The sequence below is a fragment of the Limnohabitans sp. INBF002 genome (assembly GCF_027924905.1).
Taxonomy (GTDB): Bacteria; Pseudomonadota; Gammaproteobacteria; order Burkholderiales; family Burkholderiaceae_C; genus Limnohabitans.
The window spans coordinates 278,350-297,934 of sequence record NZ_AP027055.1 but is presented as its reverse complement, the minus strand read 5'-3'; the positions used below and the strand labels follow the sequence as shown (position 1 = coordinate 297,934).

Annotated in this window: 18 protein-coding genes; 9 read left to right on the top strand and 9 right to left on the bottom strand. The window is 57.6% G+C overall.

Annotation, left to right across the window (positions count from 1 at the left end):
* Positions 1-32: 32 nt before the first annotated feature.
* Positions 33-1,430, bottom strand: a complete 1,398-nt coding sequence (gene glmU, locus QMG15_RS01540) for a bifunctional UDP-N-acetylglucosamine diphosphorylase/glucosamine-1-phosphate N-acetyltransferase GlmU (RefSeq protein ID WP_281790054.1) — start codon at positions 1,428-1,430, stop codon at positions 33-35.
* Between glmU and QMG15_RS01535 the strand changes: the two genes are divergently transcribed.
* Complete coding sequence (locus tag QMG15_RS01535; RefSeq protein WP_281789170.1) at positions 1,429-2,328, top strand: DUF6279 family lipoprotein; 900 nt, start codon at positions 1,429-1,431, stop codon at positions 2,326-2,328. The genes glmU and QMG15_RS01535 overlap by 2 nt on opposite strands.
* A 22-nt stretch (positions 2,329-2,350) precedes the next feature.
* Here QMG15_RS01535 and QMG15_RS01530 read toward each other — a convergent pair whose 3' ends face one another.
* Complete coding sequence (locus QMG15_RS01530; RefSeq protein WP_281789169.1) at positions 2,351-2,926, bottom strand: 5-formyltetrahydrofolate cyclo-ligase; 576 nt, start codon at positions 2,924-2,926, stop codon at positions 2,351-2,353.
* Between the two features lie 13 nt (positions 2,927-2,939).
* On the opposite strand from QMG15_RS01530, the gene QMG15_RS01525 reads away from it, so the two are divergent.
* Positions 2,940-4,982 carry a lytic transglycosylase domain-containing protein gene (locus QMG15_RS01525; RefSeq protein ID WP_281789168.1) on the top strand — a complete coding sequence of 681 codons (2,043 nt, stop codon included), beginning with the start codon at positions 2,940-2,942 and terminating at the stop codon, positions 4,980-4,982.
* A gap of 73 nt (positions 4,983-5,055) precedes the next feature.
* On the opposite strand, the gene QMG15_RS01520 is transcribed toward QMG15_RS01525, so the two are convergent.
* Positions 5,056-5,565 carry an outer membrane beta-barrel protein gene (locus QMG15_RS01520; RefSeq protein ID WP_281789167.1) on the bottom strand — a complete coding sequence of 170 codons (510 nt, stop codon included), beginning with the start codon at positions 5,563-5,565 and terminating at the stop codon, positions 5,056-5,058.
* 265 nt (positions 5,566-5,830) lie between these two features.
* On the opposite strand from QMG15_RS01520, the gene QMG15_RS01515 reads away from it, so the two are divergent.
* Positions 5,831-6,214, top strand: coding sequence for a hypothetical protein (locus QMG15_RS01515; RefSeq protein WP_281789166.1), 384 nt, complete (start codon positions 5,831-5,833; stop codon positions 6,212-6,214).
* A gap of 42 nt (positions 6,215-6,256) precedes the next feature.
* Here the strand turns inward: QMG15_RS01515 and QMG15_RS01510 are convergent, their stop codons facing one another.
* Positions 6,257-7,039 carry a DUF2145 domain-containing protein gene (locus tag QMG15_RS01510; RefSeq protein WP_281789165.1) on the bottom strand — a complete coding sequence of 261 codons (783 nt, stop codon included), beginning with the start codon at positions 7,037-7,039 and terminating at the stop codon, positions 6,257-6,259.
* Positions 7,040-7,294: 255 nt separating this feature from the next.
* On the opposite strand from QMG15_RS01510, the gene groES reads away from it, so the two are divergent.
* Positions 7,295-7,582 (top strand): co-chaperone GroES, encoded by a 288-nt coding sequence (gene groES / locus QMG15_RS01505; RefSeq protein WP_281789164.1) that lies wholly within the window; start codon positions 7,295-7,297, stop codon positions 7,580-7,582.
* 34 nt (positions 7,583-7,616) lie between these two features.
* Entirely contained in the window at positions 7,617-9,269 is a 1,653-nt protein-coding gene (gene groL, locus QMG15_RS01500) for a chaperonin GroEL (RefSeq protein ID WP_281789163.1), read from the top strand.
* Positions 9,270-9,451: 182 nt separating this feature from the next.
* Here the strand turns inward: groL and tal are convergent, their stop codons facing one another.
* Complete coding sequence (gene tal / locus QMG15_RS01495) at positions 9,452-10,393, bottom strand: transaldolase (RefSeq protein WP_281789162.1); 942 nt, start codon at positions 10,391-10,393, stop codon at positions 9,452-9,454.
* A 67-nt stretch (positions 10,394-10,460) separates the two neighbouring features.
* Here tal and QMG15_RS01490 point away from each other — a divergent pair, with 67 nt between their 5' ends.
* Both QMG15_RS01490 and QMG15_RS01485 read left to right on the top strand, forming a co-directional pair.
* Positions 10,461-11,717 carry a glycosyltransferase family 9 protein gene (locus tag QMG15_RS01490; protein ID WP_281789161.1) on the top strand — a complete coding sequence of 419 codons (1,257 nt, stop codon included), beginning with the start codon at positions 10,461-10,463 and terminating at the stop codon, positions 11,715-11,717.
* Positions 11,718-14,024 carry a GtrA family protein gene (locus QMG15_RS01485; RefSeq protein ID WP_281789160.1) on the top strand — a complete coding sequence of 769 codons (2,307 nt, stop codon included), beginning with the start codon at positions 11,718-11,720 and terminating at the stop codon, positions 14,022-14,024.
* Here QMG15_RS01485 and QMG15_RS01480 read toward each other — a convergent pair.
* Both QMG15_RS01480 and QMG15_RS01475 read right to left on the bottom strand, forming a co-directional pair.
* Positions 14,021-14,644, bottom strand: a complete 624-nt coding sequence (locus QMG15_RS01480) for a hypothetical protein (protein WP_281789159.1) — start codon at positions 14,642-14,644, stop codon at positions 14,021-14,023. The two genes, QMG15_RS01485 and QMG15_RS01480, sit on opposite strands and share 4 nt — an antisense overlap.
* Positions 14,641-15,846, bottom strand: coding sequence for a sialidase family protein (locus QMG15_RS01475; protein ID WP_281789158.1), 1,206 nt, complete (start codon positions 15,844-15,846; stop codon positions 14,641-14,643). Before QMG15_RS01475 ends, QMG15_RS01480 begins: the two co-directional genes overlap by 4 nt.
* A 48-nt stretch (positions 15,847-15,894) precedes the next feature.
* Here QMG15_RS01475 and QMG15_RS01470 point away from each other — a divergent pair, with 48 nt between their 5' ends.
* Positions 15,895-16,809 carry a complex I NDUFA9 subunit family protein gene (locus QMG15_RS01470; protein WP_281789157.1) on the top strand — a complete coding sequence of 305 codons (915 nt, stop codon included), beginning with the start codon at positions 15,895-15,897 and terminating at the stop codon, positions 16,807-16,809.
* Positions 16,809-18,035, top strand: coding sequence for a multifunctional CCA addition/repair protein (locus tag QMG15_RS01465; RefSeq protein ID WP_281789156.1), 1,227 nt, complete (start codon positions 16,809-16,811; stop codon positions 18,033-18,035). Before QMG15_RS01470 ends, QMG15_RS01465 begins: the two co-directional genes overlap by 1 nt.
* 123 nt (positions 18,036-18,158) lie before the next feature.
* On the opposite strand, the gene QMG15_RS01460 is transcribed toward QMG15_RS01465, so the two are convergent.
* Both QMG15_RS01460 and QMG15_RS01455 read right to left on the bottom strand, forming a co-directional pair.
* Positions 18,159-18,353, bottom strand: coding sequence for a DUF2905 domain-containing protein (locus tag QMG15_RS01460; protein WP_108359853.1), 195 nt, complete (start codon positions 18,351-18,353; stop codon positions 18,159-18,161).
* 9 nt (positions 18,354-18,362) lie between these two features.
* Positions 18,363-19,559, bottom strand: a complete 1,197-nt coding sequence (locus tag QMG15_RS01455; RefSeq protein ID WP_281789155.1) for an SAM-dependent methyltransferase — start codon at positions 19,557-19,559, stop codon at positions 18,363-18,365.
* Positions 19,560-19,585 lie beyond the last annotated feature (26 nt).

Sequence of the window (19,585 nt, the reverse complement as noted above, 5' to 3'; positions counted from 1 at the left end):
TAAAAAAGGCAGCCTAAGCTGCCTTTGTCGTTTTAAGCCTTCGCCTTTTTCTCAGGCCGCTTGTAGTTGGCAATGCTCACCTGCTTGCCACGCGCCACGCTCAACGCTCCGGGCTCGGTGCTCTTGGTGATCGTCGAGCCGCCGCCCACCGTGCCGCCTGCGCCGATGGTGACGGGGGCCACCAACACGCAGTTGCTGCCCACATGCACATCGGCTTCGATGACGGTGCGGTGCTTGTTGGCGCCGTCGTAGTTGGCCGTGATGCTGCCTGCGCCGTAATTGACGCGCTCGCCCACCGTGGCGTCGCCCAAGTAAGCCAAGTGGTTGGCTTTTGCGCCCTTGGCCATGGTGGAGTTCTTCACTTCCACAAAATTGCCAATGTGCACCTCAGCCGCCAGTTGCGCACCAGGGCGCAAGCGGGCGAAGGGGCCAATCAATGCGCCCTCGCCCACGGTCACGCCCAGCTTCTCGCCGTCGATGTGGGTGAAGGGGTGAATCACCGCGCCGGCTTCAATGGTGCAGTTGGCAATCACGCAGTTCGCGCCAATCTTCACGCCTTGGCCGAGCGACACGTGGCCTTGAAAGATGCAGTTCACATCAATCTCCACGTCTTGTGCGCAGGTCAATGTGCCGCGCACATCAAAGCGCGCGGGATCGATGATGCGCACGCCGTCGGCCATGAACGCTTGCGCCTGGCGCAGCTGAAACGTGCGCTCCAACTCGGCCAACTGTGTAGGGCTGTTGACGCCCGCGACTTGCGCCACGTCTTTGATTTTGTGAGCCACCACAGGCACCCCATCGGCCTCGGCAAACTTGACGACGTCAGTCAAATAAAACTCTTGTTGGGCGTTGTTGTTGTCCAAGCGTGCCAGCCAAGGCTTGAGCAACTTGGCGGGCACAGCCATGATGCCGCTGTACACCTCTTGGATGGCGCGCTGTTCATCATTAGCATCTTTGTGCTCGACGATGGCATGCACTTGGCCCGCAGGGTTACGCACGATGCGGCCGTAGCCTGTTGGATCAGCAAAGTCGATGGTGAGGAGCGCGAGTTGCTTGCCATCACACAGGTCGATCAATGCCTGCAAGGTGTCGGCTTGCGTCAAGGGCACATCACCAGAGAGCACCACCACCACGGCGTCATCAGTCAACAAGGGCACGGTTTGCTGCACTGCGTGGCCTGTGCCGAGCTGAGGCATTTGGCGGGCGAACTGCAGCTTGTCGTTGGGATTGGCCGACAGCAAAGCGGGTTCGACTTGGTCGGCCCCGTGTCCGGTGATGACGATGGTGTGGCGCGCCTTCAAGCTGCGCGCGGTGTCAATCACATGCTGCACCAAAGCCTTACCGGCGAGTCGGTGCAAAACCTTAGGCATACTGCTCTTCATTCGGGTGCCCTTGCCGGCAGCCATGATCACCACATCCAAAGCCTTCATGTCATTCATCCTTATCTTGCGCAGAATTATCCGCCATGCCTCTGTCTGGTTAGCGCTTGCCGCACTCGTGGGGTTGAGCGGTTGCAGCACCATCAAAGTGGTCTACAACAACAGCGATGACTTGGTTTACTGGTGGCTCGACAGCTACGCTGATTTACAAGACGGCCAAAAGCAACTCACGCGCGACGCGCTGACCGAGCTGCAGCGCTGGCATCGGCAACAGCAGTTGCCCGAATATGTGGCCTTGCTCAAGCGCATGCAAGCGATGGCGCTCAATGACATCACGCCTGCGCAAGTGTGTGCAGTAACAGAGGACATGAAGGGCAGTTTTATTCGCGTGCTGCGCCACATGGAGCCCGCATCAGCCCAACTCTCCAGTCAGCTCAACGCAGACCAACTGCGTAGCGTGCGCAAACGTTTTGACAAGACCAACAAAACTTGGAAAGAAGATTGGCTTGACCCCAATGCCGAAGATCGTCTGCGCTATCGCACCAAACAAGCGAGCAATCGCCTCGAAGATTTTTATGGTCGCTTGGAAAAATCACAGCGCGAAACACTGCAGCAATGGCTGAGCAGCTCTATCTTTGACCCAGCGTTCAGCTACGCCGAGCGTGAGCGCCGCCAAGCCGACACGCTGCAAACTTTGCAACGCATTGCACAAGAAGGCAACGCACCGAGCAAACAAGAACAAGCGCAAAGCTGGCTGCGAGGTTTGGTTGACCGAAGCTTCAACTCCCCCAATGAACGCTACCGCGCCTACAACCTTGAACTGTGGAATGAAAACTGTGCAGGCTTTGCCAAGCTGCACAACAGCACAACCCCCACGCAGCGCCAACGCATGCTGGAAGCCCTACGCGGCTACGAGCAAGACTTCAAAACGTTGATGGCGCAAAAATAAGCACCACAGCCCCAAGCGGGGTTTAGCTCATTGGCCAAACCACCCCGTTGTCATTGAGCAGGGCATCCAGGGGCATGTCATGTGGTTCAGGCATCAGGTCAGGCAAAAAGCCGTGGGTAAAGCCCAAGCCCGCTGTGAACGGCTTGGGTTGCAGAGTCGCCAACGTGCGGTCATAAAAGCCACCGCCATAGCCCAAACGAAAACCACCAGGGCCATAACCCACACAAGGCACAAACAACAAGGTGGGCACCACCACTTCAGTGTCTTTGGGTTTGGGAATGCCGTAGGCATCTTCTTCCATCGGGCAGCCGGGGTACCAGGCGTGAAAGGTCAGTGTTTTGTGCGCCTTGTCCACCACGGGCAAGCCGATGCGTCGGCGCTGTGGCTCGTCCAGCAACTCGCCGTCTTCTTTCCAGCGGTGCAGCACGGGCAGCGGGTCAAACTCGCCTTTGATGGGCCAGTAAGCACCGATCACCGTGTCAGGGCGATCAAACAGCCAAATGCGCATCACGCGTTGCAACATGTCGGCCCGAGCCAGCCGGTCGGGCAAGTTCAAACGCTCTTCAATGAGCTGCTGGCGCAAGGTTTTTTTGTCCACAGATAATCAGGGCATGAAGTTTCGAGTCATTGTGTCATTGTTTGCCAGCGTTTTCGTGACGTTGGCCACCGTTCAACCCAGCTTTGCGGCGCCTTCTGGCAGCAACGCACAGGCAGATGCCGTCATCACCGACATGGCTCAAGCCTTCAAGCGAGGCGACCGCAAACGCTTGACCGCGCTGCTGCCACAAGCGAAAGGCCATACGCTCGAACCTTGGGCAGCTTATTGGGAACTGAAAGCCCGTCTGGACGAAGCGTCGTCTCAGGAAGTCCGCGCCTTCTTCAACCGCTACCCCGCCACTTACCAAGAAGACCGTCTGCGCAACGACTGGCTGCTGCTTTTGGGGCAACGCCGTGACTGGACCACCCTCAGCGACGAGCACCCACACTACCGCATGCGTGATGACCGCGAACTGCGCTGCTATTTCTTGACCATTGAGCTGCTGGAAAAAGGCCCACAAGCCGGCGCGTCCATTGCTGATGAGGTGCGCAAAAACTGGATGGGCATGCGCGAAGCCGACGACGGCTGCACCCTGGCTGCGGACCGCTTGTTCTTCACCAAACAATTCACGGCCCTCGACATTTGGCGCAAAGCCCGCTTGATGGTGGAACACAACCGTCCCCGCACCGCGCGCAACGCCGTGCAAATCGTGGCCCCAGATGCCGCCAACGTGGTGCCCGATGCCATCAACAACGCTGAGAAATTCTTGGCCAAACACATTGCCGCGCCACAAAAGGTACGCCAAGAATTGGTGGTCATGGCGCTTGTCAAAATTGCCACGACTGACCCTGACAAAGCCGACAAGCTGATGCGCAACAAATGGCAGCCCTACCTCACCACGGAAGAACGTCACTGGGTGTGGGGCGTGATTGGCCGTCAATCCGCCATGCGCTTAGATGACGACGCTTTGACCCATTTCGCACGCGTGGCGCATGACAAAGACTTGAATGACGACATGCTGGGCTGGAAAGTGCGCGCTGCTTTGCGCGCTGGCAACACGCCCAAGTGGCCCGTGGTCGAAAACGCCATCAATGCCATGAGCGCCGATGCACGCAAAGACCCCACTTGGATTTACTGGCACGCACGTGCGCTTCTGGCACGCAAAAAAGTAACCCAGCCAATTCAACAAGAAGCCAATGCCATGCTCGAGGGCATTGCTGGTGTGCGCGGTTTTTACGAACAGCTCGCCCTCGAAGAGCTGGGCCGCAAAGTGACTGCACCTGCACGCCCACCGGCGCCCACTGCCGAAGAAATGGAAGTCGCTAAACGCAACCCATCGTTACAACGTGCGCTCTACGCCATTGGCATGGGCCTGCGCTCTGAAGGAGTGCGCGAGTGGAACTACGCCACCAACCTCGTCAACGCCGAGGGCAAAGCTGGCTTGATGAGCGACCGCGAGCTGCTGGCCGCTGCGCAACTCGCCTGCGACAACCAAGTGTGGGACCGCTGCATCAACACCAGCGAGCGCACGCGTCAGGTCATGGACTTTGAGCAACGCTTCCCCATGCCGCACAAAGACGCCGTGGTGGCACGCGCCAAAACCATCAACCTCGACCCTGCGTATGTGTACGGCCTGATTCGCCAAGAAAGCCGCTTCGTCACGGATGCCCGCTCGGGCGTGGGGGCCTCGGGCCTCATGCAAGTCATGCCCGCCACCGCCAAATGGACCGCTCGCAAAATTGGTTTGACCAGCTTCACACCAGACCAAATCACCGACCGTGACACCAACATCGCCATCGGCACCGGGTACTTGAAACTGGTGCTAGACAGCTTTGAGGGCTCCATGCCGTTGGCTGCCGGCGCGTACAACGCCGGCCCCAGCCGCTCACGCCGTTGGCGTGCGCCTAACGACGGCACAGGCCCTGTCCTGGAAGGCGCCATCTGGGCTGAAAACGTACCCTTCAATGAAACCCGCGACTACGTCAAAAAAGTGCTGTCCAACACCACCAACTACGCCGCACTCATCACGGGTCAGCCCCAATCCCTCAAGGCAAGATTGGGTCTAGTGGGGCCTCGTGATGCGACAGCGCCAGCAGAAAATTTAGAGTTGCCTTGACACTTTAAACTTTGCATCAGACATAAAAAAACGCCTTGCACTGCAAGGCGTTTTTATTGGGCGTTCGCTTAGATTAGAAGCGTGTGCCAACAGACAACGTGAAACCGCGTACAGATTCGCTGCCGCTTTTTGCATATTGCATGTAATCCACTTGACCGTAAATATCTTTAGTCAATTGTGTTTCGACACCAAAACCATAAGCCATACGCGTCATCAAGCCTTGTTCACCATTGCCGTTAGCACTCGTTGTAGCAGCGCCAACGCGAATGAAGCCATCCACATCTTTTGCAAGTGCCATTTTGGGCTTCACAAACACACCCAGAACGTCAGCAGATGTGCCATCTGCCTTCTTCAAGGTCAGTGCGGCCATGCCTTCGACTGACAACGTACGGTTAATTTCTTTACCCACGATGAAACGACCCAACTTAGGCGTATCGCTACCTTGGTCACCCTTGAGTCGCAAACCCAGCAAACCGGCTTCTGCATAGTAGTCAGTATGTGCTGGGGCTTTACCTTGGGCGCTAGCCACACCGGCCGTAGCCACCAAGACGAGAGAAGCCAACAAGCGGCTGATCGTTTTCATAAATATCCTTCAATTTCAATATTTGGCAATGCGCCAGAGTTCATAAAATTGCCTGTCACGAACAGGCAAGTAAATTAAATATGAGTTATTTATATTTACAAAAAGAAGTTTAAAACTATTTTTGTAATATTTTATTAACAAATGATAGGTAGATAGACATCGTTCCCCACGCAGATGCACATGATTTCCAGAGACTTGCAAGGATTTAGGGTTAACCCTATACTTCAACCTTACTTCAGTCTGACTGAGACATTTAAGGATTTCCATGACCACGTTCGTCAACATCAGCTACACCACCAGCCACCCCGGCGTCACCCGCTTTGAGCGCGCTTACGCATCAGCTAAAAACGTTGTTCAACGTCTCCAGCAAGAAAGCACTTACGCCGCGGTGTTGTTGATGTTTGGCGCCTTGAGCCTCATCGCTTCGATCTATGACATCGTTGACGCATCGCAAGAAGGCCAAGAGCTGGGCGCTTGGGTCGTGTTGTGGGCTGCCGTCTTGATGTGTTTGGTGGTTTTCGGCAAATACTGCAAACGTCAACTCGTGGCCTGGTTCAAAGCTGACCGCGAAGCCCGCATGTGGGACAGCGCCTTGACCGATTACCGAGTCATGGCTGACATTCGCTGCGCACAAAGCCGCAGCGAATAAAAAAAGCGCCCCTCAGGGCGCTTTTTTTATTGGGCTGATGCATCAGTCCGAATAGACCCTTTTGACCACCGCGCCCGTGTCGTACGTTTGTAGGTAGTCGGCAAGGCGCTCGAAAGTGGCGGTCACGGGCAGACCGCGGTGGTCCGACAGCGACACTTCCGCATCCAACATAGCCCCCAGCATGAGCTTGAATGCGTTCACATGCACAGGTTGCGCGACGAAATGGGCTTTTTCGTAGGCTTTGATCGCCTGAATGTCACTGGTTTGGTAGATCGCCGCATTCAGCACATCCAACACAAACTCCGTGCAGTTTTGCCGCCCCAGGGTGTAGGGGTTGGCAATGACCGAATAGTCGCGCTGATGCAACTGCTGGTAAGTCGGCGAGGCAATCACCTTGAGTAATTTGTCTTGCAACACGGGTGAAGGAATGATCAAGCCAGACTCCAGCGTGACCACGCCTTTGAAAAACTCAACAGGCACATCTTGCACAAGGGCGCTCACATCGGGGTGATCGTCGAGCTGGTACAAGTTTTGGATGGCATAGCCCACCGACTTCTCACCACGAACGGCAAACGCCACATGCGTGAAGTGCATGCCTTCTGGCAGCTCAGAAGCCGGCCGCCCCATCCTGGCAATGATGGCAACGCGCGCGCCCGTGTCAGCCAGCGTGCGCTCGACCTTTTGTGCAAACGCGCGAATTTGTTCGGGCTTGAAGTGCGCGACCTGGGACGGCGCTGAACTGCTGACGCTGAACCCTTGTGCCATGGCAGACACAGACAACAGCAATGCGCAGCAAATTGAAAGGGTGATGCGTGTGAATTTCATCCATGACCTCGTCGCAAAAGCATATCGGGCCTAGCGTACAAAGCAACAAATTCAACATGGTTAACTACAAATACTTCATCGACAACTCAAAACAACGCGTCTTATGCGCGGCTGACCTCTTGAAATTCATCAAGATGGCCTAAAATTAGCACTCAATGGCAGGGAGTGCTAACAGCGCCCCGCCAGTGGCTTAATCGGCGTCCAGCGTGTCTGGGCGCTTTGCTTTCAAACCCTTAGTTCCTATTTGGAGATGCAATGAAACTTCGTCCTCTCGGCGACCGCGTGATCGTTAAACGTATCGAAAGCGAAACCAAAACCGCCTCTGGCATCGTCATCCCTGATTCAGCTGCTGAAAAGCCTGATCAAGGTGAAGTTGTGGCCGTCGGCCCAGGCAAGACCAATGACAAAGGCGAGACCAAAGCTCTGACAGTGAAAGTCGGCGACCGCGTGTTGTTCGGCAAATACAGCGGCCAAACCGTCAAGGTGGCTGGCGACGAACTGTTGGTCATGAAAGAAGAAGACCTGTTCGCCGTTGTCGAATAAGTTCACGAATTCAGAAATTTAAGGAAATATCAAAATGGCAGCAAAAGACGTAATTTTCGGCGGCGAAGCCCGCGCACGCATGGTTGAAGGCGTGAACATTTTGGCCAACGCGGTCAAAGTGACTTTGGGCCCTAAGGGTCGTAACGTGGTGTTGGAGCGCTCGTTCGGCGCCCCTACCGTGACCAAAGACGGCGTGTCTGTGGCCAAGGAAATCGAACTCAAAGACAAGTTGCAAAACATGGGCGCTCAGATGGTCAAGGAAGTTGCTTCCAAGACGTCTGACAACGCTGGCGACGGTACGACTACCGCCACCGTGTTGGCTCAAGCCATCGTGCGCGAAGGCATGAAGTACGTTGCCGCTGGCATGAACCCCATGGACTTGAAGCGCGGCATCGACAAAGCTGTTGCAGCTTTGATCGAAGAGTTGAAGAAAGCCACCAAGGCCACCACAACCACCAAAGAAATCGCGCAAGTCGGTTCTATCTCTGCCAACAGCGACTACAGCATTGGTGAAATCATCGCCAACGCCATGGAAAAAGTGGGCAAAGAAGGCGTGATCACTGTGGAAGACGGCAAGTCTTTGAACAACGAACTCGACGTTGTGGAAGGCATGCAATTCGACCGCGGCTACCTGTCTCCTTACTTCATCAACAGCCCAGAGAAGCAAGCTGCTTTGTTGGACAACCCCTTCGTGTTGTTGTTCGACAAGAAGATCAGCAACATCCGCGACTTGTTGCCCACACTGGAAGCCGTTGCAAAAGCTGGCCGTCCTTTGTTGATCATTGCTGAAGAAGTTGAAGGCGAAGCCTTGGCAACTTTGGTGGTCAACACCATCCGTGGCATCTTGAAGGTTGTGGCTGTGAAGGCTCCAGGCTTTGGCGATCGTCGCAAAGCCATGTTGGAAGACATCGCTATCTTGACCGGCGGCAAAGTGATTGCCGAAGAAGTTGGCTTGACCCTCGAAAAAGTGACTTTGGCTGACCTTGGCCAAGCCAAGCGCATCGAAGTGGGCAAAGAAAACACCATCATCATCGACGGCGCTGGTGCAGCTGCTGACATCGAAGCCCGCGTCAAACAAGTGCGCGTGCAAATCGAAGAAGCGACTTCTGACTACGACCGCGAGAAGCTGCAAGAGCGCGTGGCCAAGTTGGCTGGCGGTGTTGCCGTGATCAAGGTTGGCGCTGCCACCGAAGTCGAAATGAAAGAAAAGAAAGCCCGCGTGGAAGACGCCCTGCACGCCACGCGCGCTGCTGTGGAAGAAGGCATCGTGGCTGGCGGCGGCGTGGCATTGCTGCGCGCACGTCAAACCGCTGGCACCATCAAAGGTGACAACGCTGACCAAGACGCCGGTATCAAACTGGTGTTGAAAGCCATCGAAGCCCCATTGCGCGAAATCGTTTACAACGCGGGTGGCGAACCATCTGTGGTGGTGAACGCTGTGTTGGCTGGCAAAGGCAACTACGGCTTCAACGCTGCCAACGACACCTACGGCGACATGATCGAAATGGGTATCTTGGACCCCACCAAAGTGACACGCACTGCTTTGCAAAACGCAGCGTCTGTGGCCTCTTTGATGTTGACCACTGAGTGCATGGTGTCAGAAGCTCCAAAAGACGAAGCCGGCGGCGGCATGCCTGACATGGGTGGCATGGGCGGTATGGGTGGTATGGGCGGCATGGGCATGTAATTGCTCCTTGCCTGAGGCGCCACACCGGCGTTGCAAGGGCTTGCCGTGGCGATGCCACTGTCTACGCCCTTGCGCCTTGGTTTGGCACCTCATGCTGCGTCGTGATGCATTTTTTGCAGACTGACAAACCCAATAAAAAAAGCCCCGCAACGCGGGGCTTTTTTTCGTCTGTACTCAGCGACTTAGTGCATCAATGCTTCAAGCTTCACCGCATCCACACAGAAAGCGCGAATGCCTTCAGCCAATTTCTCGGTGGCCATCGCGTCTTCGTTCATGGCGAAGCGGAACGAGGCTTCTGTGTGATGCACCTCTGGCAAGTCCAGTTGCATCGCAGCTGACGCGCTCAAAGCTTGCACCAACGGCTCATTGGATGCACCCAACTGCGCCAGCAACTCAGGCGCGATGGTCAACAAATCGCAGCCCGCCAAGGCCGTGATTTGGCCCACGTTGCGAAAGCTCGCACCCATCACCTCGGTCTTGATGCCGTGGCGTTTGTAGTGGTTGTAAATGGCGCGCACCGACTTCACGCCGGGGTCGTTGGCATTGGCGTTGTCGGCCTCGACCCACGCAGTTCCCGCCGACTTTTTGTACCAGTCGTAAATGCGGCCCACAAACGGGGAAATGAGTTGCACCTTGGCATCACCACACGCCACAGCTTGGGCGAATGAAAACAGCAGGGTCAGGTTGGTGCGAATGCCTTCGCGCTCCAACTCGGCAGCGGCTTGAATGCCCTCCCACGTGGACGCGATTTTGATGAGCACGCGCTCGCGCTTCACGCCTTGCGCTTCGTACAAAGCCATGATGCGTTTGGCACGGGCCACAGTCGCTGCCGTGTCAAAGCTCAAGCGAGCATCCACTTCGGTGGACACGCGGCCGGGAATGGTGGCCAAAATTTCGCAACCAAAGCGCACCAGCAAGCGGTCAATTTGCGCGTCCATGGGCTCGTTGCCGTGGGCGGCCACGGTGTCTTTGAGCAAAGGTAGGTATTCTGGTTTTTGCACCGCTTTCAAAATCAGCGATGGGTTGGTGGTGGCGTCTTGCGGTTGGAACTGAGCGAGTTGCTTGAAGTCGCCAGTGTCAGCCACGACGGTGGTGAATTGCTTGAGGGCGTCGAGTTGGTTCATAAACTGAATTATCAGGCGTATGAGCTGCGCCAAGGCACCGTTAGGGGAATGGGATAATTTCAGCACTATGAAAATTTCGACACAACGCGCAATCGATCGCTGGGTAGGCCAAGCGTTGTGCGCCCTGCTCTCTGGCTGGTCCAAACTCCTGGCGCTGCTGGCCCCCCATGCACGTCAGCATCGCAATGCCACGCCGCGAATTTTGGTGATTTTGTTGTCCGAAATGGGTTCGGTGGTGTTGGCCAAAGCCATGTTTGAAACCCTCAAAGCCAAGCACCCAGGTGCCGACCTGCATGTGTTGCAACTCAAGAAAAACCAAGGCGTGATGCGCTTGCTGGGCTTTGTGCCCGAAGCCAATTTGCACTCGCTGGACGACTCGTCACTCAGCACCTTGCTGCACGACCTGTGGCACACCACGCGCAACTTGCGCGCCTTGCAACTCGACGGCGTGATGGACTGTGAGCTGTTCTCGCGCATCAGCGCCTTGTTGAGCTACGCTTGCGGCGCCCGTGTGCGCGTGGGCTTCACGGCACACACACAAGAAGGCTTGTACCGCGGCAGCTTCATCAACGCGCCTGTGCCCTACAACACCTACCAACACATCAGCTTGCAGTTTGTCGGCTTGGCCAAGGTGATGGAAGCCGCTTTGCAGTGGACATCGGCTCAGTTGCACGACACCACCACACGCCCGCTCACCCGTTTTGTATTGCCAACCATTCAACACAGCCTGCCGCAGCTGCCGGTGGACGCGGCTGAGTTGCAAGGCTTTCAAGACCGTTTGAACGCCGACTTCGCCAGCTTCATGGGCAATTCCAAACGCGTGCTGTTGTACGTGAGCGGCGGCGCTTTGCCCATCCGCGCGTGGCCCGAAGACAGCTACATCGCACTGGCCAAAACGCTGATCGCCAACGGCTGTGCCGTGGGCGTGATTGGCCTGCCCGAAGACACCCCTCAAGCCCAACGCGTGCTGCACGCCGTCAACCACCCCCTGTGCATTGGCCTCACGGGCTACACGCGCAACCTGCGTGAGTTGCTGATGTTGTTTCACAACGCCGAGTTGTTGGTCACCAACGATGGCGGGCCTGGCCATTTCGCCAGCCTCACACCCATTGATGTGATTGCCTTCTTCGGCCCAGAAACGGGCCGCTTGTATGGCCCCATCAGCGAGCGTGCCACCGTGCTCGAATCGGGCATGGCCTGCTCGCCTTGCTTGACCGCCTATAACCACCGTGACAGCTTTTGTGACGGTGACAACCAGTGCCTCAAAGTCATCACCGTGGCTGAGGTCGAAAAACTGGTGTTGCACAAATTGCAGCTCATCTAAATGACCACACACACCTCCGCCGAGCCCAACACCTCCTTCGCGCAAACCTTATTGACGCGTTGGCGCTACATCAAATTTGGCTTGGTTGGGGCCAGCGGCACGGTGGTGAATTTGGCGGTGTTGTATGTGTGCCAAGAGTTTTTATTGGCGTCCATCACCTCGGGCGAGCAGCGCTTATATGCCTCGTTGGCCATCGCTATTTTTCTGGCTACGGTCAACAACTTTGCATGGAACCGTTTGTGGACATGGCGTGACCGCCACGCCGAGTTTCATGGCGGCATCGGCACGCAGTTTGTGCGTTACGGATTAGCCTCGTGGCTGGGCACCAGCGTGCAATACATCTTGACACTGTGGCTCGCCCAACATGTGCATTACTTGCTGGGCAACGTGCTGGCCATTGTGCTGGCCAGTGTCATCAACTACTTTGCCAACGACTGGTGGACCTTCAAAGGTAACCCACGCGAAGTGTCGGACGACGAACGCACCCAGCGCTACCAAAGCATCACGCTCGGCTTGTTGGTGCTGGCCGTGTTGGTTTATATGTTTGACCTGGGCGGTGAAAACATCCCGCGCAACGGCGACGAGTTGGTCTACACCCACATTGCGTTCAAAACTTGGCTGCAAGCGCACGCCACCGGCGCGTGGCTGCCACTCGCCTCTGAACTCGACCACATGCGCAACACCAAGCCCCCGCTGCTGTTTTGGCAAGCCATGGTCGTGCCGTGGCTGGGCCTTGAGTGGAAATTGCTGTGGCTGCGTACCCCCAGCTTGCTCTACACCGTGGCCAACACCGCCTTGGTGGTGTGGGCGGCACGTGCCTTGGCGACCGACTGGCTGCGCCACAAAACCGAACCAACCCCGTTCCCTAAAGTGCTCAACGCCAACACCTTGGGCTTGATGGCGGGCTTGATTTTCTTGGGCTGCTTCAGTACCTACCGCTACGGCCGCCCCTACCTGACCAGCGCGATTGAAACCTTCTGGATGAACCTGCCGTTTTGGTGGCTGCTGTGCCAAGTGCTGCGCGCGCGCAGCCAAGGCGGGCAAGGCGACAACTTCAAACCTTCGCTCAGCCTGTTTGCTGTGGCAGGCCTCAGCTGGGGCATGGTGGCTTTGTACAAATCGTTTGTGCTGATTGCCCCGCTGGCGGCCACGCTGTTCGTCAGTCTGTGCTGGCTCAACCACACGGCTTGGCGTGCATGGTTTTTGCGCGTGGCGCTGAGCACCGCATTTGCATTGGGCTTGTTTGCCTTGTGGTTTGTGGTCGACCCCGACCCCATGGGCGTGTGGCGCGAGTTTGTGGTGGGTGAGAACTGGGGCAAAGTCAGTGCTGGCGGCCCCAGCTATTTACGCACGGCCTTTGTCGGCGGCTTTAGCGTTTGGGTACAGGCTCTAGGCTTGTTGCAAAACGGCGCCATGCTTGGGCCACTCATCATGGGGGTGGCAATATGGGGCCTGTTCCAAATGCGCCCCGCTTGGCGCGCACGCTTGAGCGGCGTGGTGCAACCGCAAGCGGTGCTGTGGATCTATGTGTTATTGCTGAGCGTGTTCTTCATGGTGCCCAGCCAGCGTTCGGCACGTTACCTGATCCCCCTCATGCCCGTGATGAGCGTGTTGTGCGCCATCTGGCTGTGGCGCTTGCCGCAGTGGGCGCAGCGCACGGCCATGGGTTTGGGTACCGTGTTCAGTTTGCTGGGGCTGGGTTTCTTGGGCCTGTTCTTGTGGGCCGGTTGGCGCATTGACCTCTACCCACTGTGGGGACGCTTGGGTCTGTTGCTGATTCTGGCTTTGCAGGTGCTGGCCTTGCTGCGCTTGTTTGGCACCTTGTTCTCACGCGCAAGCGCGCCCACGTTGCAAGCCAGTTGGATTTGGCTGTTTGGCTTGGTTCTCAGCTTGTTCGCATGGTTTGGCATGCTCAGTGCGCCGTTGCACACAGCCGCCAACACCTACTCTGCCGAGGTGGTTGCCCAAGTGCAGAGCGCAAAGCTCGCGACGCCCAGCAACTTCAATGGTGACTTTGAGCGTTGGCGCTTTTTGATTCCCGGCTTGGGCAAGATCACGCCCTACATGGACCATGAGCCCAATGAAGACGCAGACATCGCCCAACGCCTGAAAAACTTTGATGCGGTGGTGGTACACCGCTACTGGAATGATGCGGCGCCAGATTGCGAAAAAGCCAATTGCCAAATTTTGGCGCAACGCATTGGACTGCGTGGCCGCCACCCTGCAGGTGAAATCAACCTCAAGAGTTTGCAAACACCAGAGCGTGTGATGTTTTGGCGTGAATACCTGTTGGTGAAAAAGCCTTAAACCGCACGTGACGCACGCCAAGTGCGCCACAGCTGCACATGCAAGGCCAGCCAAACAAAGGGGTCCAGCACAGCGTCCCACACGTTGCCAGTAGGCAGGCGCAGCAACACATAGACGGCCAGCACAACCACGACACTCAAGACCCAGCGTCGTGGCACCTCGGTCCACAGCAGTACAGCAGCAGCGGTGGCCAACACGCACCATAAGCCTGCCGCCTCAAACCCCAACGCGTACAGCTGCGGGTTAAAAAACGTGGGCCAATAATTCAAGGTGTCCAACACCAAAGCCCAGCCCAACAGCACGCCAAGCAGCGCCACGGGCAGGGGCGTAGTAACCACCGGCCCACGCAGCTGAAGCACATCTGCCCAACACCACAAAGCCCACGCCACCAGCACCAAGCTGGGCGTTTGAAATGCCAAGGCCAAATAGCCCGACAGCACATCCGTACGTGGCAACAGCATGACCACAGCCACCACAGCCGCAGGCCAGAGCGTGGGCTTGCAGGCATACGTCAAACGCAGCACCACGGCAGAGGCCACCAACGCCCAAGACAACTTCACCCACAAGGGCAAAAACACCGCTTGCGGCAGCACGGCGTGGGTCATGTCGGTCCAGCTCATGGTTGGCTCCTTGCGAGGCGGGGCGAACAATTGGAACGCAGCTGCTTGAAGGCAATGGCCTTGCGCATGTGGGTGTAGCTCAACCACACATCAGGCGGGAGGCCTTGAAGCGTCGATCCTTGCGCCACTTCAACCAACGTGGGGTATGAGTATTCGTCTGCTTTCACACCGTCAATCAAGGTGCGCGTGGTCCACGACAGCGGCTGATTGGCCGACATGCTGAGCAACAACACCTCACGGCCACGGCCCGCAGGGTTGTGCGCCAGCATCAAACCGCCCGACGACAGACGCAAAGCGGCAATAGATGCGCCAGGGTTTGACAACGACAAATTGCCCACGTCTTGCCAATGCGCGCCGGCATCCAAGGTTTCAGAATGGGCCACCATTTCGGTGGGGCTGTAGTCACGCATGAAGGCCGACCAATGCGTGGGCGAATGCGCCACAAACGTGGGCTGCAACACATCGCGGCGTTGGGTGATGCGGGTGATGCTTTGCATCTCCCCCTCAGGACTCAAACGCACGGCCACGCCGTACTTGATGCCAATTTCAAAATACAAAGGCAACACCGCACCGCCATCGCGCAAAGGCAGGGGCACCGTACGCACCAGCGTGCTGGTGTTGAACGCGGGCACCAGGGCCGTGAGCGGCAAGGTGCGCACCACCTTGAACTGCATGGGCGCCTGCTCGGTCAAATGCACCACGCGCGAGGCGGCCCAGCCACCCAAGCCCGTGGCCACCACAAACAAGTGCAAGCGGCCTCGTGCATCAGCCCAAGCCACGGGGTTGCCAATGCGGCGAATTTGAATGCCCAAGTCCTTGCCCACGGTGTGACGGTTCACCACCCACTGCGGCGCGTCCCAAGCCTGACGCGCTGGGTCAAAAGTAGACGACGCAATTTGCACATCGGCACCGCTCTCGCGGGTACCAGCAAACCAAAAAGCAGCCAATGCTTTTTGCGCGTGCAACGGGTGTGTTTCGGGAAACGCGACCAAACTGCTGGCATGTGCCGCAGGCACCCCTTCGGGCATCGGGAGAAGGCCTTCGCGCACCACACGGTAGTCGGCGCAGGCTTGAAGTTCGGTGGCGGCATGGGGAACCACCGCCACAGGCATCACACCGGATGGCGATGACACGCGCAAAGCGGCATCGCCCAAGGCCACAGCAAGCAGCAATACAAGGCCAAGGCGTGTGGGTGTCTTCATGCAAAAATTCTAACCACTCAGGTTTTTCATTCGCACTACAGTTCAAACATGCAACAAACCACAGTCAAGAAAATTTTGGTGCTGGGCGGCAGCGGCTTTGTGGGCCGTCATGTGTGCTCACGCCTGAGTCTGCAGCACCACCAAATCACCGTGCCAACGCGCCGCCTGCCTGCGCGTCACATCCAAATGATGCCGGGCGTCACCGTGGTGCAAGCCGATGTGCACGATGCCAAACAACTGCAAGCCTTGGTGCATGGCCATGATGTGGTCATCAACCTCATCGCCATCCTGCATGGCACAGAAGAAGAATTCACGCATGCCCATGTCACTTTGCCTACCAATTTGGCGCGCGCCTGTCATGCTGAAAACGTCACACGTCTGATTCACGTCAGCGCTTTGGGCGCAGATGTGCATGGACCGTCGATGTACCAACGCAGCAAAGCGCGCGGTGAATTGGCACTGTTGTCGGCCGCCGAAAAAGCGCCGTTGGGTTTGACGCTGCTGCGCCCCAGCGTCATCTTTGGCAAAGACGACCAGTTCATCAATCTGTTTGCCAAGCTGCAAAAAGTATTTCCAGTCATGCCACTGGCGGGCGCACACACACGCTTTCAGCCCGTGTGGGTGCATGACGTGGCGCAGGCCATCGTGCATTGTGTGAACACATCGAGCACCGAAGGCCAAGTGTTTGAGCTGTGCGGCCCCGACATCTTGACGCTGACCGAACTGGTGCAACTGGCTGGCCACTGGGTGGGCAAGCAACGCCCCGTCATCTCGCTGCCTTACGCCATGGGTTGGCTGCAAGCCCTGCTGATGGAGTTTGCGCCCGGCCCCACGCTGATGAGCCGCGACAACCTCGACTCGATGAAGGTCAACAACATCGCCAGCGGACATGCGCAAGGTTTGCATGCCTTGGGCATTGCGGAGCCCAAGTCGATCAAACGGTTGTTTGTGGCGGGTCATTGATGAAAACCTACCTGGTCGGCGGTGCCGTGCGCGATGCCCTGATGGGCCACGCGGGATCAGACCGCGACTGGGTGGTGGTGGGCGGCACGCCCGAGGCGCTGGTGGCGCAAGGCTACCAACCCGTGGGCCGCGACTTTCCGGTGTTCTTGCACCCCAACACGCACGAGGAATACGCCCTCGCCCGCACCGAACGCAAAACCGCACGCGGCTATCACGGCTTTGCCGTGCATGCATCACCCGACGTGACGCTAGAAGAAGACCTGGCCCGACGTGACCTGACCATCAACGCCATCGCCCAAGACGAACACGGCCAACGCACCGACCCCTACGGCGGCGAGCGCGACATCGCCGCCAAAGTGCTACGCCATGTGACCGACGCCTTCCGCGAAGACCCCGTGCGCATCCTGCGCCTGGCCCGCTTTGCCGCACGCTTCCCCGACTTCACCGTAGCTGCTGAAACCATGACGCTCATGCGCGACATGGTGAGTGACGGCGAAGTCGACGCCTTGGTCAGCGAGCGCGTGTGGCAAGAGCTGTCACGCGGCCTGATGGGCGCCAAACCGTCACGCATGTTGCAAGTGCTGCGCGAATGCGGCGCCTTGCAACGCCTGCTGCCCGAAGTCGACAAACTTTACGGCGTGCCGCAACGCGCCGAATACCACCCTGAAATTGACACCGGCATTCACCTTGAGATGGTGCTGGACGCTTCTGCCCGAATGAACACCTCGCTAGAGGTGCGCTTCGCCTGCCTGTGCCACGACCTCGGCAAAGGCACCACACCTGCTGACGTGCTGCCCCGCCATATCGGTCACGAACAACGCAGCGAAAAACTCACCCGTGCGCTGTGCACCCGTTGGCGTGTGCCCGTGGAATGCAAAGAACTGGCCGAGCTGGTGGCGCGTGAACACGGCAACATCCATCAAAGCTTGGGCTTTGGTGCAGAGGCGGTATTGCGCTTGCTGGTGCGTTGCGATGCGCTGCGTAGGCCGGAACGGTTTTTATTGGCTTTGCAGGCCTGTGAATGTGATGCGCGTGGGCGATTGGGTAAAGAGGATGAGGCTTATGCGCAAGGGCCTCGCTTGGCGTTGTTGTTGAAAGCGGCTCAGTCGGTGGACAGCGCATCTGTCAGCGCGCTGGCTTTGCAAGAAGGTCTCAAGGGGCCGGCTGTGGGGGCGCGGTTGGATGCGGCGCGCTTGGCGGCTATTTCTGCTGCGCTTTCTGTCTAACCCAACCAACTCGCGCGTCAAGCGGTGTGGGGTGCGCCTGCGGCAGCGACATTAGGCGCGAAGCGACGGCGGAGCAGAGCAGGTACACCCCACACCGCTTGACACCGAAGGGGAGTTAACCAGCTACAAAACCTTAGAAATCCCAGCACATACAAGGCTGAGGATGACAGTAGACGCAAGCGGAATAAATATCTCACGCCCAAAAAGCTTGAACCGAATATCCCCAGGCAAGCGCCCAAAACCCAGCTTTTGCAGCCAAGGCGTGACAGCGTTGATCAGCAACAACGCCAAGAAAACAACGATCAGCCAGCGGGTCATGTCGGCAACTTACAGCGCGTAGGTGCGGTCACCTTGCGCAAAGCCCATGGGCTCCCACTCGGTGGTGCCCAAGGCCACCACTTTGAACAGCTCGCCCATTTCGTGCTCGGTGATGAGTTTTTGGGCCATGCTCTTTTCGTCCATCGGCGCATCCACCAACGGGGGCAACAAGCCACAGTTGATCAAAAAATGCGCTTGGCTGGTGTAGCCCAACACGTTCAGGCCTGCGTCTTGCGCGGCCAGCGCCACGCCAGTGAAGTTCACATGTGCAGTAATGTCTTTACGGCCCACATCCACCAGCGGGTCTGTGTCTGACTTGTGCAGCTGGTGGCACATCAACGTGCCCATGCTGCGTTGGGGGTGGAAGTATTCGCTCTCGGGAAAGCCGTAGTCGATGAGGAACGCTGCGCCGCCCTTGCCTGTGGCTACTTCGCCCGCTTTGAAACGGTCGGCCAAGGTGGCCACAAAGGCCTCGGCTTGGCTGTGAATTTCGGTCAAGTAATCGTGCTCGCCTGGCACTTCCATGGGTGGACGCAAATCGGTCACGCGGTCTTCCCATTGCAACGGCGAAGCACTGGCCGCGTTGGCAGAAGCTTCGCTGTCCGACGGGGACACGCCCGCTTGGCTCTGGCTCAACGCGTCTGCGTTCCACACCACGCCACGCTCGTGCCATACACCGCTTTTACGCACCAGCAGTTGCACGGGCATGGCGTCTAGCACCTCGTTGCCCACCACCACGCCGCTGAGTTGTTCGGGCAGCGCATCAACCCATTGCACTTGATGCGCATGGGCTTTGAGGGTCTCTTGTTGGCGCGCGCGCAGGCTGCCCGACAAATCAACGATGGTGTAGCGCTTCACGCGATCACCCAAGTTATCCAGCAGCTGCAGGGCCAAGGCGCCAGAACCTGCGCCAAACTCCCACACCTCGTCGGTGCCCGTGACTTGCAAGGCTTCGGCCACTTGGTGGGCCAGCGTGCGCCCAAAGTGCTTGGACATTTCGGGAGCGGTGGCAAAGTCGCTGCCACTCTCCGGCGTGAGGCCAAATTTACGCAGACTGTTGGCGTAGTAGCCCATGCCGGGGGCGTACAGGGCCAGCGCCATGAAGCGGTCAAAGCCCAGCCAGCCGCCCGCATTGGCAATACTGCGCTGAATCAGGGTGTACAAAGCCTGCTGGCCCGGGTCGTTGGATAATTGAGGGGAATTCATTGGGTGCAGATCGTAACTCGACCCAC